The sequence below is a fragment of the Nostoc sp. NOS(2021) genome, assembly GCF_017115025.1.
Lineage (GTDB): Bacteria > Cyanobacteriota > Cyanobacteriia > Cyanobacteriales > Nostocaceae > Nostoc.
The window spans coordinates 23,007-37,437 of record NZ_JABXKM010000301.1; the positions used below are offsets into that span (position 1 = coordinate 23,007).

Consider the following 14,431-nt stretch of genomic DNA (forward strand, 5'->3'; position numbering starts at 1 on the left):
CGAACCGCATTCGCGTAGCGTCTCGTAGAGAAGGACGCAAAGGACGCAAAGGAAGATAAGAAAGAAATGCTTAACTGAACTGTATTGGTTTTTAACCTGCGGAGGCAGGTTTTGTCTGTGTAGCCAAGCCAGTGCGTTGGGCGGCTCCGCCGACTTGAAGCACCTGGCGCGCGACTTCTAGTCGCCAGGGCTAGTATGAATTGAGACTTAACAAATATCTTCTAACAGCTATGGTTTTCACGCAGATTTAGAAGCGATACAAAAGCGATCGCTCTAGTTAAATTCCCTTTTAAAGCTGACAAATTGCTTTGAGAGCTTGTAGCAACTGAGTTGAACGCTCTCTTTCCATTAAATTTAATTCTGGCAACAGATAATAAATAGGGGGATTTCCTTGTTCGATATAGACAAACTGATAACTTCTCCCATTAGTAGTTAATCCCCAAACTGATTTTTGATTATCTAAATTTTTATAAGCGTATGTGAGTAGCTGAGGTAAACCTGTTGATATATCAATCTGACTATTTTTAGATTCAATTAACAGTACCCAAAAGTATGTTTGAGGTTTTGTATGTTTAGCTTTACTAACAGCTAAAATATCAAATCTTCCTTTAATTTTGATATCTTCATCTTCAACTTCAATCTCAGCAATATTCTCCTCCAAAAGAATCTCGATAGGATAGCGATAAAAACCAGCTAATCTTAATAAAGGGGCAACTGCAAGAAACTTTACCTGACCTTCAGAAACTTTTCCTGCTGTAAGGTAGCGTCGAAAGTCATTACTAATTTGCAGAAGTTCTTGCTGTTCTGCTTCCGTGAGAGGTTCCAGAGATAAGTAGTTAGAAAATGAGTCCCTGTATTGTTCTTGAAAGTCAAATAGACGCTGAACTTCTTCTAAGGATAAATTACGAGCGTTGAGAATTGTCATATATATATTTTTGCTTGATTAAGGTGAAACCCAATCCAAATTCTTTATATAAAACCTATCTTAACCCCAGGTTGACTGACCAACTTCGTTAGGCTGCAACGAAAAAGATTTGTCAGTTAGGAATAAGAATTAAATAATATACAATTTATGTCCCTGGCTTACCTCACCCTCAATCCCTCTCCGATATATTGGAGAGGGAAGCTAGAGACAGGATGAAGTTTTCCATTTTATTTAATCTACGTTCCTTAATCAAATATTTACCTACAGTAAAATCTGTAAACTGTCTTTTATAAGGCAATACGCTTGGGTTAAGGCTCAAACTCTTTGTCAAAGTCAATGTTTGCTAGTCGAGATAGTCGGGGGGGAATACTTTCTGACCGTACTTTTCGGCGATGCCCTGCAACCGTTGCTGATCTTCCGGACTCATAACCGGGGGAGGCAGAAAGGTGCCGGCTGGCACGGGCGTGCCTATTTCCTTAAAGAAGTCCTCTAGTCCGGCAGGAACTACCACGCACAACAGGTGTGCTATTGTATCCGTCTTATTCTTAAAACAATGCACCACCCCACCCAAGGGTATGTTGATAAATGAACCCTTCCGGGCTGTATAAGTTTGAGATTTAGTTTTAACCTCAACTTCCCCTTCCAGTACATAAAAAGCTTCTTGAAAGCGGGCGTGCGCGTGGGGGCCAGGCCCGCCTTGCGGCGGCACCAGCATATCAATGACAGCGTAAGCCCCGTTGGTTTGTTCACCGGTAATAACTAGGCGATAGGTATCACCTACCACCGACAGAATCTGGCCGTCCTGAGCATTTACGCTTGTAAGATCATTGATTGGATTTTCCATGATGTTAAATTTGATCCCTTTTTTAAGATTTCCTAAGTTGCCTTGTTTGAGTCTACGGTCAATGCGTCGCACTGAGCGCCCGAACCGTGAAAAGAAGTTTGTTATGTGTAGCCGCAAATTCCATTCGCTGAAGCTTAAGTTGACTGTGCCCCTACGAAAGGTGTGGTTGAAATAAATCAAAACTGCTGTAAAATATAGAACTTTCGTAGTTTATTAGGCAAGCCTTCTTTTAACTTCCTCAGCCAAATCTACCAGTTGCACTTCTACTTGCTCACCTGTTTTCAAATCTTTGAGCGAAGACTTTTGCGTTGCTGCTTCCTCAGAACCAATAATTACACAAAATTGAATTCCTTGTTTGTCAGCTAGCTGAAATTGTTTACCCAAGGGGCGCTTATCAAAGTTAGTTATCACATTAATTCCCGCCTGACGCAGATGTTGAGAAACTTTTAAATAAGTTGGCATTAAATCATCTTGCATATTCACTACCATCACCTGGGCTGGTGTAGCAGCTAAGGTATTAAGAACACCAGCTTTTAGTAAACGACTAATTAAGCGAGTTAAGCCAATAGAAATGCCTACACCAGGCATTTTTTCACCCAAAAATACTCCGACTAATTCTTCATATCTACCGCCAGAACAAATACTACCTAATGCTTCATGTCCTAATAAGGTTGTTTCGTAAACAGTGCCGGTATAGTAATCAAGACCACGGGCAATGGATAAATCAATACAAAAACGATTTTCGGCAACTCCGAGATTACGCACGCCTGCAATTACCGTTTCTAATTCAGTAACTCCCAGGATCAATTGCTCAGTTTCTGACAGATTTTCTGCGAGGTGCTTAAGCTTATCTAAGATTTCATCAACCGAACCATCAATTTTAATAAAATCAATAATATTTTGAGCCTGTTCTGCTAAAATACCCTCTTTTTCTAAATCTTGCTTTACTTTAGTTTCACCAATTTTTTCTAAAGTATCAACGATGCCAATACAGGATTTAATTTGGTTTTCAGCAATTCCCACTGACTTAAAGAAACCAGTCAGAACTTTGCGATTATTGATGCGAATCAGAAAATCACCAATATTAATTGCTTCAAATATCTCAGTGATAATTGCAGGCATCTGAGCATCATAGAGCAAGCTGAGTTCACGACGAGCAACTACGTCAATATCACACTGACGAAACTGACGAAAACGCCCATCTTTAGCGCGTTCTCCCCGAAAAACTACATCCATTTGATAGCGGGCAAAGGGAAAAGTTAACTCATTCAGGTGACGGGCAATATAAGCCGCCAAAGGAACTGTTTGATCAAACTTTAAAGCTCTTGCTTCCGAAGCAGTTTCGTCCGATTTATCTCTCCCCGATTTATCTCTCTCGGCTTGTCGATTTGGTGGCAGGATGGGATCAATGCCATAGATGATATTGTCGCCTTGATTCCCTTTAGCTTGCAGAACTTCTAAACGTTCTACAGCAGGTGTTTCGATGGGCGTAAATCCATAGCTTTCAAAAACTCTACGGATGATATCTAGCAAATATAATTCGAGACGCTTTTCACTAGGAAGAAACTCTGGGAAACCGCTAGGAGTAGAAAAGTTTATTTTGTCACCTTTTGCCATGCGTGTACCTTACTAAGTTGAGATTTGAGAGCATACGGAATCCGCCGGAAGCATCTCACTTTCGTAGAAAGCTCTTTAAACCTCACCCCAACCCTCTCCTTAGTAAGGAGAGGGAGTAGAAATCTTTGCTGAGGGGAGAAATTACTATTTTAGCCGTTCTTCTTGAATTAGAGTGCGTTGAAAGATTTGATTATTCTTAAACCAATGCCAAGTGCGGGCACGATTGTTATTGTCAGGACTAATGTAGATCATTTCATATATGGTCATTTCTGGGTTTGTCTTATAAGCAAACCACAAAATAACAACTGAATCATCTGCTTCCCAAGCTTTTCCTTGTATGCGATCGGTGTCAAACCAGAGCTTATTATCTTTATAGCTTCCTGGAAATTCATACTCTTCTCGTTTACCATCAGACCAGTTGTAGCGATTTATTTGATAGTAGGGATGAGGACTATTTTCAGGAAACTGACAAGTTAAGTGAGATTCATACTTGTCGAGAATCTTTCCTGCTGTATCAATTAATGTATAAGTTCCTACCCAATCTCCTTCATGACGGGCAAGTACGGGCATTGCTTCTCGAATATTTGACATTGCAATTCACCTTTTATTGTTCTAACATCTGGAAAAATTGAGTAAAGTAATCGGGAAAAGTTTTCGCTGTACGACCAGAGTCTTTTATTACAATGCCTGGAACCTTTAAGCCAGTGACAGCAAATGCCAGTCTTCACTAAATAAGGCATTTTCTAAAATCGAGTCACCTGGCGCTAAGGCAGCAACAAGTAATGCCCGATTGGTAATACTTTTAGAAACAGGAATCTCTACCGTGGCATCTACTGGGCGATTCAGAACAGGGATTGCAATGGTATCCATTTTAAACCTCTGTGCAGGTAGTCAGCTACAACTTAATTATGTTCGCATATTATGAGTGGGGAAGATATCAAAGACGGCTTTAATCATCGCTGGCGTAAATTCTTTAGAAGATAAACTGGCAAAACCAGTACCACGCGCTGCCATGATATCGCTGTGGCCGCCAAAAATTGAGAGGGCTGGCGCGGCTAGCGATCGCCTTATGGTCTGCCCAGTTGAGCAAATTCATCCTGACTGAAAATTCTGCAATGCAAAGAGTCTGCGAAAAATTGGGCTTCTGTATTCATCCCACTGCTGAGACTTCAGTCGTGAGAGCAGAAATTATAACTTGACGTGAAGCATAACGAATTCCGTTTGTAGCACTTGCCCGTCAGTTTTTCAGGAGAAACTCAAGGTTGAAAGCGAAGGTGTTGGAGCGATCTTACTTGGGCAATGGTTTCAAAATCGCGATCGTTGTGAATCAGAAGCAAATTATTTTCCAGAGCCGTTTGAGCAATGCAGCAATCGATTGGGCTGCGAACGGTAAGCCCTTGGCGGCGCAAGTCATAGTAAATACGGGCAGCCGCTTGCCAAGAATGAATTGAGGGTTCAATATAATTTTGTGTTTCGAGGTAGGTGGAGAGGAGAGTCCATTCTTGCTCGTTCAGGCTACCTTGAAGCAATTCAAGCTGAGTGAATCGGGTGAGTAGAACTTCCCGATTAGCAATCAGGGTTTCAATCTGCTGGCGAACTTGACCGTTGCGGTCGCGGAAGACGACTATCCAAACTGATGTATCAATCAGCAGCATGACGAGTCTCGCGCAGAGCTTTGTGGTCAAAGTCTGGGACTAACTGAATTTGTCCAGCGAGGTCGAAAAGGTTTCTCTTGCGGCGCGATGCTTCAGAGGAGCTACTTCGTGAACGTACAAGTTCTTGCAGAGCAAAATTCACTAGTTCTTCTTGGGTAGTGAGGTTGGTAAGTTGTAAGGCTTCGTTAAGGAGAGATTCATCAAGGTTAAGGGTAATTTGCATAGGTATGAGTTGAGATAAACACAATATTCTCCTCACATTTTAATCGGATTCTGTAATGATGCTCTGAATGTCATCTGCGGCAATATCGACTTGTTCAGATTTTGCATAAATAGTCAGCAAAATAATTCCCGTTGCTGTCTTGGCATAGTAAATCAGACGATAACCGCCGCTTTTACCTTTTTGAGTGTCACTATTTCGGACTCTTAACTTGAAGACCGCATAACCAACACCAGGTATTTGATCTCCTGGCAACTCTCCCTGTTCAAGTTGTTCGATGACGGGTTGTATATCATTCCGAATACTGCGATACTTCTTGGCAAGAGCGCGTAGATTTCGGTTGAACGTTGGCGAAGCTTCAACTTGAATGAAAGGCTGATCAGTCATTTTCAAGCCCTTCCCAAAGTTGAGCCACTGGGATAGTTTGCCCAGTCATGGCTTCGTGCCAAGCTTGCCGGAAATCTGCTAAGACTTCTGCTTGAGATTGATCATCTAGAACTTCCTCTTCTGGAATTAGAATAATAACTTCTACGCGGCTATTTTTATCTGTTATGAGAGGATGATCTAAGGTTAATTGTCCTTGCTCATTAATCGTTGCCATGACTTTAACTGCTTTCATTGCTATTCCAAGATGTTAAGTAGTAGTGGTTAGGTTAATGTCTAAGGCTTTTCCTAAACTCGACTTTCACACTTTCGGCTCCAGAAGTTGAAAGATGGACTCACGGCTAACCAGTTCAGTTGTTTCACCTTCAGCGATCGCTTGCTCCATTGCCACATCTTCAATAATTTCTGCCAGAAATTCAGAGACTTCTTTTCGATTGTCACGAATTAATTCGATGATCGCGCTTTTTAAAAGCTTCTGCTCTAACAAACTTCGGTTTTTTTGGTGTAAATTCTTGAATCACTCCCTCCGGTGTTGTTCCATTTTTAATATCTTGATCCAAGACATCTCTAATATTTGACCAGCCTCCAAAGTATGATTTAATCTGATTTTCAAGCTCATTATACTTTGGCTGGTAATACTCAGCGTCGAAGCGACCGGAGGACAGGAACGACTCAGAAAAACTCTTGACGGCAAATGTTTGTTCCGTAGGTTGCTAGTCCTTCAAGCCAAGCTCCGACAACAGCAAATCTTCAGCTTGTTGATAAGTTAAATCTGCTTGAGCTAGAAGCAGCTTTGAGTAATTTATGATATCAGTGATAAATTTTTTAAAATTTTCATTTAGGACAGGAACTATAATCTGATCCATATCCGCCAAAATCCGGCAGCGTTCGGCAATGAAATCTCGAATATTCTTATCCGATGAATTGTTAAACCGTCCTTGGGGCAGCACGATCGCCATTCTACCCCCCGGTTTCAAAAAGTCCAAATTGCGCTCAATAAACAAAATATCGCGCCCCACCTTGGTTTGCCACTTACCATCCGGCTTCTTTGCCAAATCATAACTCCCCATTCTCAAACCACCAAGGGTCATTAGTAGCGTTAGTTTTGATCAAAATAGCTTTTTTTCGCATGAACCGTTTCAGCGCTGCTGCACCCATGCGTGACCCTCCCAGACCAGAGAATTTAAAGGCGTTTTTCTCTCCCTCGTGCATCATGGCGGTGAGTCCAGCATCATTGATACTGATGCCACCTGCATCTATCTGGTACGCAACTTCTAAGGCTTCTGCTGCTGACTCGGCAAACACAGCAGCACTCAATCCATAAATTGAATCGTTCGCTAAAGAGACTGCTTCCTCTACTGTGGAAAAAGGCATCACTGGCATAATCGGGCCAAAAGTCTCTTCGGTCATCACTTTCATGGAATGGTCAACCTGGGTGAGAACTGTCGGACGACACCACCAACCTCCACCTAAATCTTCAATTACACCGCCGCAGTGAATTACTGCTCCCTTTTCAACTGCATCTAGGAGATGATCACTAATAATTGCTGCTTGTCTTTCGGCGATGATGGGGCCAATTTCTCCACTTTCGACTGTAGGGTAGGCTAGCTGAAGGCGATGTGCTTTGGCTACTAGTTGATGGTAAAATTTTTCAAATATCGATTCCGCAACATAAATTCGCTCAATTGATAGGCATGACTGTCCGCTGTTGACGACGGAACCCCACAATATAGCTGAGGTTGCTAATTCTAAATTCGCTGATTCTAAAACGATCGCCGGATCTTTTCCCCCTAATTCCAAAAAAGCTGGAATAAAGCGTTTAGCAGCGGCTTCTGCTACTTTTCGCCCCGTCGCTACACTGCCTGTAAAGCACACCAAATCTACATTTTCAATCAAAATAGATCCGGTTGCGCCTCCTCCTTCAACAAAAGTTAATATATCGCGCAGTTTGGGGACGGCGTTGAGTGCTGTAATCAGTGGTGCTACGAAACGGGGAGCGATTTCACTGGGTTTGACAATGACAGCACAACCCGCCAATAATGCCGGAATGGTATCAATGGTAGACAGCAACAGCGGAAAATTCCACGGGCTAATTATTCCAACTAGGGGATAAGGAACGGATGTTTGTTGCAAGGCGATAAACGGAATGGCTGTATTTTTTGCAGATTCTTGCAGCAACTCCGGCGCTAACCGACACCAGCGATCGATGCTAGAAAGGAAGGAATCTATTTCTAATACTGAGACTGACAATCTTCCTGTATCATTTACCAAAGCTTCAGTTAAGCGATCGCGTCCAGATAATATAGCTTGCTTCCACTGCTGTAAAGCTTCAATTCTCCCCTCTAAACCCAACTGCTGCCAACGAACTTGCGCTCTGCGGCTGCGCTTACATTGCTGTACCAGCAACTTTGGAGGCGCTGGGATAATTACGTAGTCAAATTTACCAGTTCGGGGATTGCGGACTTCTATTGGTTTTGTCATTAGGAGTTATTAAATTTTGGATTTTAGATTTTAGATTTTAGATTTTAGATTTTAGATTTTTTCTTCAATCCAAAATCCAAAATTCAAAATCTCAAATTTTTCTGCCCCATGCCCCGATTCAAATTATCCCCAGTTTAGCTAACCGCTCAATGGTGGCTTGCTGCGTTTGGAGGAAGTGTTTGCGGTCTACTTCTCCTTCCAGCATAGTATTAGCAGGGTAAAAGTGTGATTGGCGGTAACTTTCGGCGTATAGCTCAAACCGTTGGCGTGAAAGTAAATTATTTAACCCCGGTCGGCGGCGATCGCGGCGTAATGCGGCTAGGTCAATCTCTGCGAAAGCTGCCATGCTCTCGCCTGCACCTGTCTCTGCTAAAACGATTCCGCGATGGTCGATGATTTTAGAGCCACCATCAGCCGAAGCAATGGGGATGGCAATATTAGCGACGCCTGCGGTATTGGCTGAAACTACGTATGCCAGATTTTCGACGGCGCGAGTGATTTTTGCCGCGTCTTTGGGGGTGAGGTTTTTGTTGTATACTTCCGAGGTGGAATGCACAAAAATCTCCGCTCCTCGCATCGCCAAACACCGCGCCACTTCTGGATACAAAATTTCTTCTGATGCTAAAGCTGCCAAATTACCGATCTCCGTTTTGGCAACGGGGAAAACTCCCTCTAAACCATAGCAGTCGAGATATTTATCCCAAACATCATGGGGGGTGGGAGCAAATAAGGAATTTAGCCGCCGATACCGCAAAACAATTGAGCCAGAGGGGTCAATAATAAAGCAGGTTTGGAAATACAAGCCGGGAAAGTTGGGGTCAACTTCGTAGGCGTTACCAGCCAAAAAGATTTTATGCTTTTGGGCAATTTTACCAAGTGCTTCATACTCAGCCCCAGCCATCTCTATACAGGCTTTTTCTGCCCACCCTAAGAGAGAATCTCCCATTGGGAAACCAGTTAGGAAATATTCTGGCAGTACAATTAAACGACAATCGAAGCCAATGAAAGCAATACTGGCAGCAATTTGTTGAGCTAGGCGGTTGATGGAGTTTTGCATGAGCGATCGCGCTTCGTGGCGATTGCTTGTTTGGTTGACTGCATGACAAGTAACTTGCAGTGCCAAAGCGCGGTAGGATTCTAAATTAGTCGTCATTGGTCATTAGTCATTGGTCATTGGTCATTAGCAAAGGACAAAGCGATCGTACAAGTTTATTGATTGCTTCTCCTGTCTTTGTATAAACTTAATTTAAATGAAGAACTCCAGGTAGGAGAGAGAATGTCAAATTTCCCCGATCGCACAGAGTCAAACACCGATAAAGTTTTACTCATCGGAGTTACTGGCGGCACAGGTGGAAATGTCGTCAAGGGATTTCTCGAACAGGGAGTTACCAACCTGCGAGTCATCACTAGAGAAATTAACCTTAATCGTCCAACTCTTGCAAAGCTCAATGATGCCGGAGTTGAACTGGTAAAAGCCAACCTCGACGATGAAGCCTCGCTCATCGCAGCCTTTGCAGGGATTTCGGCTGTTTACTGCCACGCTACTTCTGCGGACTCGACTAAAATTGACCCGCTAGAGGTGGAGAGAGCAAGGCGAGTTGCACAAGTTAGCAAGCAAGCTGACATTAAGCATTTTGTTTACAATTCCGCAGGTGGGGCGGATAGGAATTCAGGAATCCCCCGCATTCAGCAAAAGTACCAAGTGGAGGAAATTCTCAAAGAAGCTGGCTTACCGACTACTATGTTGCGAGCTTGCTTGTTTATGGAGGAGTTTTGGAAGAAGTACACGCGACCTTCTATTCTCAAAGGTAGTTTCCCGTTTTCTATTCAGCAAGATAAGCCGCTTCATCTAATTACAACCAAGGACATGGGCCGCGTTGCTGCCTACGTAATTAAACATCCCACTAAGTATATTGGTCAAGAAATTGAGCTAGCTGGCGATGTGCTGACTCCTCTTCAGATGGCAGAGGCGTTCTCCCAAGCGCAGGGGATGAAAGTTGTCTACAAAGAGACACCCGCCTGGATTTTTTTACTCTTGCTGCAAAAAGAACTGTTTGATTTGATTCAGTGGTATCGCAAACAAGGTTATCAAGCCGATGTCCAGCGTTTACGAGAAGAGGAGTTTCCTGGACTTCTAACCACATTTAGGGAATTTCTGGCAGAAACCAACTGGGCAAATGCGGAACTCACCTACGAGAGTCTGTGATCGGATTAGTACACTGTGGCATTGGTCATTGGTCATTGGTCATTAGCAAAGGACAACTGACAAAGGACAAATGACCAATTCAGAGAATGCGATGCCTAGGTTGGGCTTACGCCTACGCCACCCCAGAGCGATCGCACAAGTCTATCTGTCAATTCCGATCCAAATAGTCGCACAGCGATTTGGTTATCTGCGTCGCGTTCTGCACTGCTCCGGCGGAGCCACAAATCACGAGCCGCTAGAGCATCCCGTGCATCTTCTGGCACAGGTTCAGCTGCATCTACCCAAGTTAACCAGCGATCGAGTGTTTCATGTGCAAGCGTGCGAGTTAGTTCGAGGATATCAAGAGTAGGTGCGCCGGTGTAGCACAACCTAACAGGGGATTGAAATAGGCGAATATACACATTTTTGCTGGTAAATAACTTGAGCCGCGAATCGGACTGCAACTTCAAGAATGTTTGGTTAACTGGCTCATAGTAGCGATCGAGATATGCCAAATCGGTTAAAAGCTCAGTCCGGGGGATGTAATCTATATAAAAGAAAATATTTGGATATGTGCCAAATTCAAATGCTAAATGAGGAACCTGAATATGCGACTTCAACCAAGTCGTGAGACGCATGACGCTGAAGTTTGAACTTTCAGGGTTTCCCAGCCACGAATGAACTAGCCAGTCAATTTCTGACCCGAAAAAAGTGGTCAGCGAGCCGTTGATATTGCCATCGAGACTGCGGTATGGCTGTAAATCTAGTGTAGAAGGGTCTGGATGTAACTGAAAACGAGCCTCTAGTTTTTGGTGGAGTTCCTTGGTAATTTCCCACAACTGCTCAAATACAGCTTTCTTGTCTAGATCAGTTGGTTGCTGAGTCATAGTTTGAGTTTGTTGCTTTTATATAGACTTTGACACTTTCCCCATCTGTGATCAGGGGGAACATCTGTGCGTTGCTACCAAAGCCTATATTACATCGTAGACTGCGATCGCTATCATCATTTGTTGCTGGATTCAAATCGGCTAAGACTAGACGCATCAACTTAGCCGTAATGCCTCTGAAATAGCAATTTTGCAGCGTAATTATTACGACTACATTATTCGTTATAAATCATCATTGCAAAAAATCGGTTTAAATCCCCGTCTGAAAATGTCTTTAATGCAAGAATTTTGTTAGGGACTGACAAATAAAAAAATATCCCAAAACTGACGCAAAAATCCTCTCTATTTCTCTTCTCTCTGTGTTCTCTGCGTCTGGAGTGGTAGCCTGCGGCAAGCCGCTTTGCGTCTACGTTTCTTTGAATAATTTATTTCTTGTCAGTCCCTTAGCGCACGGCATAGCAACTCTTAGAGACGCACTCGCGTTCGCTTGGAGCGAGTCTGCGTTCGCTTTTAGCGTCTCGTAGAGAGCGTCATTTTGAATTTTGAATTGTTAACTAGGGAGTGGTTCGCTAACATCATTTGCGAACCATTCCCCCTTTTCCACATCCCATGACAAGTCAGCGTTACGGCGTGTAGGAGAGCTTGTAGATGGTGCCGCTGTAGTCATCCGAGATTAATAAATTACCCTGCTGATCCACTGCCATATCCACGGGTCGCCCCCAGACTTCTTGGGTTGCTGGAATTACCCAGCCGCTGACTAAATCTATCTGGTTCGCTGGGATCTTTGTCGTATTCTCCCAAGGAAAGTAAGCTATTTTATAGCCCGTTTTCTGCTGCCGATTCCATGAGCCGTGCAGCCCTACCACCACCCCAGTTGAGTACAGGCTGGGAAACTTCGTATTTTGTAAGAAGGTTAGTCCCAACGGAGCCGAATGCGCTTGGATACCTCTGATAATCTTGTCCATCGCATTGCAATTAACATGTCCATCAGCATTGAACTGATAGTCGCGGTCAAAGGGCATATAGTAGGAGCGATCTGACGTGTCAGGATTGGGGTTGCAGAATGGCCAACCGTAGTTGCCGCCATCTCGGACTCGCGTGAACTCCTCTGGCGGGTGGTTGTCCACATAGGACGGGATAACCTTACCGTAGTTGTTAGTGGCATCCTTGAAGGGATAGGCGATGTTGTCTCGATTATTAACGGCTACCCAAAGGTCATTTGTGCCAGGGACGAATGCCAGTCCTTCTGCATTGCGTAAACCTTGGGCAAAAAGCCGCGGATTGCTTCCATCAGCGTTGTACTGGTAAATCGCACCGCGCCGTGGGTTACTGACAGTATCTGCTACGCAGGCGTTGCATGTCGAGGCGATCGACACATATAGTTTGTGGTTGGTATCGAGTGCGATATTTTTCAGTTCGTGACCGTAAGCACCTTTGAGTTCCGAGGTGCTGCTGTCTGGTAAGCCAGCGACGACAACTTGGCGATTCTGGGCAGTTATATCTCCAAATTTGTAGATGAAGCGGTTAATTCGATTACTCTCAGAGATATAAATGTATGTGGTGTTGTTAATCGTGTGAAACACAATGTCCTGCGGGTTGCGTAGACCTGTCACGAAGTCAGAAATAATTGGGTCTTTGCTGCCATTTGCCCTGACAATTAGCACTTTACCGGTACTGGGCTGCGACACGAGAAGATTGCCATTGGGAGCAACTGCGATAAAGCGGGCTTTCGGAATGCGAGCATAAACGGAGATGGAGAAGTTGGGCGGCACTTTCAAGTAACGGCTAATATTGAAGGGCCAATAGCTCATTGTATTAGACACCTTCAGCTTGGTGTCAACAGACGCAGCTGCTGGGATGGCCAACGCTGGGGTGGAAAGAACCTCGAAGGGCATCACAGTAGTAAGCAGGGCGAGCAAGCTAACTAGCCGCGCAGATACTATCCGTCCGAGCCACTGTTTTGGCTGTAGAGCAAACAGAATTGACATTTTCAACTTCCTTTTGATGTGGATAGTAAAATAGATAACTACATTTAAGACTGTGTTTAAAGCCTTAGTTGTAGCAGCCAGCAACCCCAGAAATGCTTGTGTAAATTCAGAGATAGCTTTTTTAAACTTCTGCTAGTTGTTAGAGTATGGGGCTGGCAAGAAGTTGAGTCTATTTGCCAATAATCTTCGTCAAAATGGATGATAAAGGTGATTACAGTTAATAGACCCATCCGAAAATTCACTTGCATAAACCAAGGAAATAAAATGCTATCTCTGTTGACTCAAATTAATGTTCCAAAAGGCTAGGGCGAATTAAATAACATCCGAAATTGGGCAGACCCTCAAAATTAAACAACACTATCTTTTGCCTCTAAACTATCAGCAACTATATGATACAATCATTACTGCGTTGTTTGAAGACATATAAATGTTGTCTAAAACCCTTAAACAGACTGGGTTCTAATTTTCCGAAAAAGTCTAATTGTGACCCGAATATTTCTGAATTGCAGGTTTGATTGATTAATATTGCTCTTGGCTAGATTTAACTAGCATATACAGCAGTTTTCTTTTGCATTAAATACAAAGCTATGGGTTTTGAGGCAGGACGCAGGAGGCAGCTATGCTGGAGGTAGAAACTCTTTGTATCTGATTTTCCGTCCGGCATTGCGTACCTCACTTACTTGCAAACTGCTGTATAGAACTCTGGTTTGATTAATGAAAAGTTTTTAAGATAAAAGTTTTGCTGGACAAAGTTTTTAGTCTCAGTATGCTGATCATTACTCAAGTCTGATTCCTATATTTGGTTACATCCTATTGAGATAAAAGTGAAACGTAATTCGTATATTCACTAATATTTGAATTTTATTTAAAAATTTTTAGAGTAAATTTACGTTAGTAAATTTACCTAAGCTGGAATTTAATATCATGATTTTAGCAAAAAGTGGCGATACTCAATCAAATGCAAGTTATTGTTAGTTTACTGAGATCAGTCCTCTATCTTCATCCTTCTTTTTTACCGAAGGTATTGAGTGTAGATAAGAGTTGCAATCGCAAGGGTGTTGGGATTGCAACTCTTGGAGACGCTACCGCGAAGGCTTACGCCAACGCAATGACATATCACAACTAATTTACCGGACATGATATAGCAGGGAACTCTTAATAGGGAACTCTTAACAGGCTTGAAAGTCTCTTGGTGTCAGTGTTTTCTGATTAGCTGATGTCAACCGCTACCTGGCAACTGCTATA

Annotated in this window: 17 protein-coding genes and 1 pseudogene; 1 reads left to right on the forward strand and 17 read right to left on the reverse strand. The window is 43.2% G+C overall.

What is annotated here, in order from left to right; translation table 11 throughout:
* Positions 1–289: 289 nt before the first annotated feature.
* The 14 genes and pseudogenes from HWQ41_RS29335 to HWQ41_RS29400 form a co-directional block, all read right to left on the reverse strand.
* Entirely contained in the window at positions 290–925 is a 636-nt protein-coding gene (locus tag HWQ41_RS29335) for a restriction endonuclease subunit R (protein WP_292770865.1), read from the reverse strand.
* 343 nt (positions 926–1,268) lie between these two features.
* Positions 1,269–1,769, reverse strand: coding sequence for a cupin domain-containing protein (locus HWQ41_RS29340; protein WP_292770867.1), 501 nt, complete (start codon positions 1,767–1,769; stop codon positions 1,269–1,271).
* Positions 1,770–1,982: 213 nt separating this feature from the next.
* Positions 1,983–3,386, reverse strand: a complete 1,404-nt coding sequence (gene hisS, locus HWQ41_RS29345) for a histidine--tRNA ligase (protein WP_292770869.1) — start codon at positions 3,384–3,386, stop codon at positions 1,983–1,985.
* A 144-nt stretch (positions 3,387–3,530) separates the two neighbouring features.
* Positions 3,531–3,977: a DUF3598 family protein gene (locus tag HWQ41_RS29350; RefSeq protein ID WP_292770871.1), complete on the reverse strand. Its 447-nt coding sequence runs from the start codon at positions 3,975–3,977 to the stop codon at positions 3,531–3,533.
* 129 nt (positions 3,978–4,106) lie between these two features.
* Positions 4,107–4,256, reverse strand: a pseudogene (locus HWQ41_RS29355) (3-phosphoshikimate 1-carboxyvinyltransferase); the annotation flags it as partial.
* A 36-nt stretch (positions 4,257–4,292) separates the two neighbouring features.
* A complete protein-coding gene (locus HWQ41_RS34400) occupies positions 4,293–4,478 on the reverse strand; it encodes a hypothetical protein (protein WP_366931726.1) in 186 nt (61 codons plus the stop codon).
* Between the two features lie 164 nt (positions 4,479–4,642).
* On the reverse strand, positions 4,643–5,041 hold the full coding sequence (locus HWQ41_RS29365; protein WP_292770876.1) for a PIN domain nuclease: 399 nt from the start codon (positions 5,039–5,041) through the stop codon (positions 4,643–4,645).
* Positions 5,028–5,264, reverse strand: coding sequence for a type II toxin-antitoxin system VapB family antitoxin (locus HWQ41_RS29370; RefSeq protein WP_292770878.1), 237 nt, complete (start codon positions 5,262–5,264; stop codon positions 5,028–5,030). Before HWQ41_RS29370 ends, HWQ41_RS29365 begins: the two co-directional genes overlap by 14 nt.
* A 39-nt stretch (positions 5,265–5,303) precedes the next feature.
* Positions 5,304–5,648: a type II toxin-antitoxin system RelE/ParE family toxin gene (locus tag HWQ41_RS29375; RefSeq protein ID WP_292770880.1), complete on the reverse strand. Its 345-nt coding sequence runs from the start codon at positions 5,646–5,648 to the stop codon at positions 5,304–5,306.
* On the reverse strand, positions 5,641–5,880 hold the full coding sequence (locus HWQ41_RS29380; protein ID WP_292770882.1) for a hypothetical protein: 240 nt from the start codon (positions 5,878–5,880) through the stop codon (positions 5,641–5,643). Before HWQ41_RS29380 ends, HWQ41_RS29375 begins: the two co-directional genes overlap by 8 nt.
* A gap of 66 nt (positions 5,881–5,946) precedes the next feature.
* Positions 5,947–6,132: a hypothetical protein gene (locus tag HWQ41_RS29385; RefSeq protein WP_292770885.1), complete on the reverse strand. Its 186-nt coding sequence runs from the start codon at positions 6,130–6,132 to the stop codon at positions 5,947–5,949.
* A 226-nt stretch (positions 6,133–6,358) separates the two neighbouring features.
* Complete coding sequence (locus tag HWQ41_RS29390) at positions 6,359–6,715, reverse strand: hypothetical protein (RefSeq protein WP_292770887.1); 357 nt, start codon at positions 6,713–6,715, stop codon at positions 6,359–6,361.
* The gene (locus tag HWQ41_RS29395; protein ID WP_292770889.1) at positions 6,702–8,126 is read right to left on the reverse strand and encodes an aldehyde dehydrogenase family protein; all 1,425 of its coding nucleotides are present in this window, start codon (positions 8,124–8,126) and stop codon (positions 6,702–6,704) included. Before HWQ41_RS29395 ends, HWQ41_RS29390 begins: the two co-directional genes overlap by 14 nt.
* A gap of 118 nt (positions 8,127–8,244) precedes the next feature.
* Complete coding sequence (locus HWQ41_RS29400; RefSeq protein WP_292770891.1) at positions 8,245–9,279, reverse strand: nitrilase-related carbon-nitrogen hydrolase; 1,035 nt, start codon at positions 9,277–9,279, stop codon at positions 8,245–8,247.
* A gap of 123 nt (positions 9,280–9,402) precedes the next feature.
* Here HWQ41_RS29400 and HWQ41_RS29405 point away from each other — a divergent pair, with 123 nt between their 5' ends.
* Complete coding sequence (locus HWQ41_RS29405; RefSeq protein WP_292770893.1) at positions 9,403–10,332, forward strand: NmrA family NAD(P)-binding protein; 930 nt, start codon at positions 9,403–9,405, stop codon at positions 10,330–10,332.
* Between the two features lie 95 nt (positions 10,333–10,427).
* Here HWQ41_RS29405 and HWQ41_RS29410 read toward each other — a convergent pair whose 3' ends face one another.
* The 3 genes from HWQ41_RS29410 to HWQ41_RS29420 form a co-directional block, all read right to left on the reverse strand.
* Positions 10,428–11,198, reverse strand: coding sequence for a red chlorophyll catabolite reductase (locus tag HWQ41_RS29410; RefSeq protein ID WP_292770895.1), 771 nt, complete (start codon positions 11,196–11,198; stop codon positions 10,428–10,430).
* The gene (locus tag HWQ41_RS29415) at positions 11,179–11,355 is read right to left on the reverse strand and encodes a hypothetical protein (RefSeq protein ID WP_292770897.1); all 177 of its coding nucleotides are present in this window, start codon (positions 11,353–11,355) and stop codon (positions 11,179–11,181) included. Before HWQ41_RS29415 ends, HWQ41_RS29410 begins: the two co-directional genes overlap by 20 nt.
* Positions 11,356–11,821: 466 nt before the next feature.
* Positions 11,822–13,186, reverse strand: coding sequence for a PQQ-dependent sugar dehydrogenase (locus HWQ41_RS29420; protein ID WP_292770899.1), 1,365 nt, complete (start codon positions 13,184–13,186; stop codon positions 11,822–11,824).
* Positions 13,187–14,431 lie beyond the last annotated feature (1,245 nt).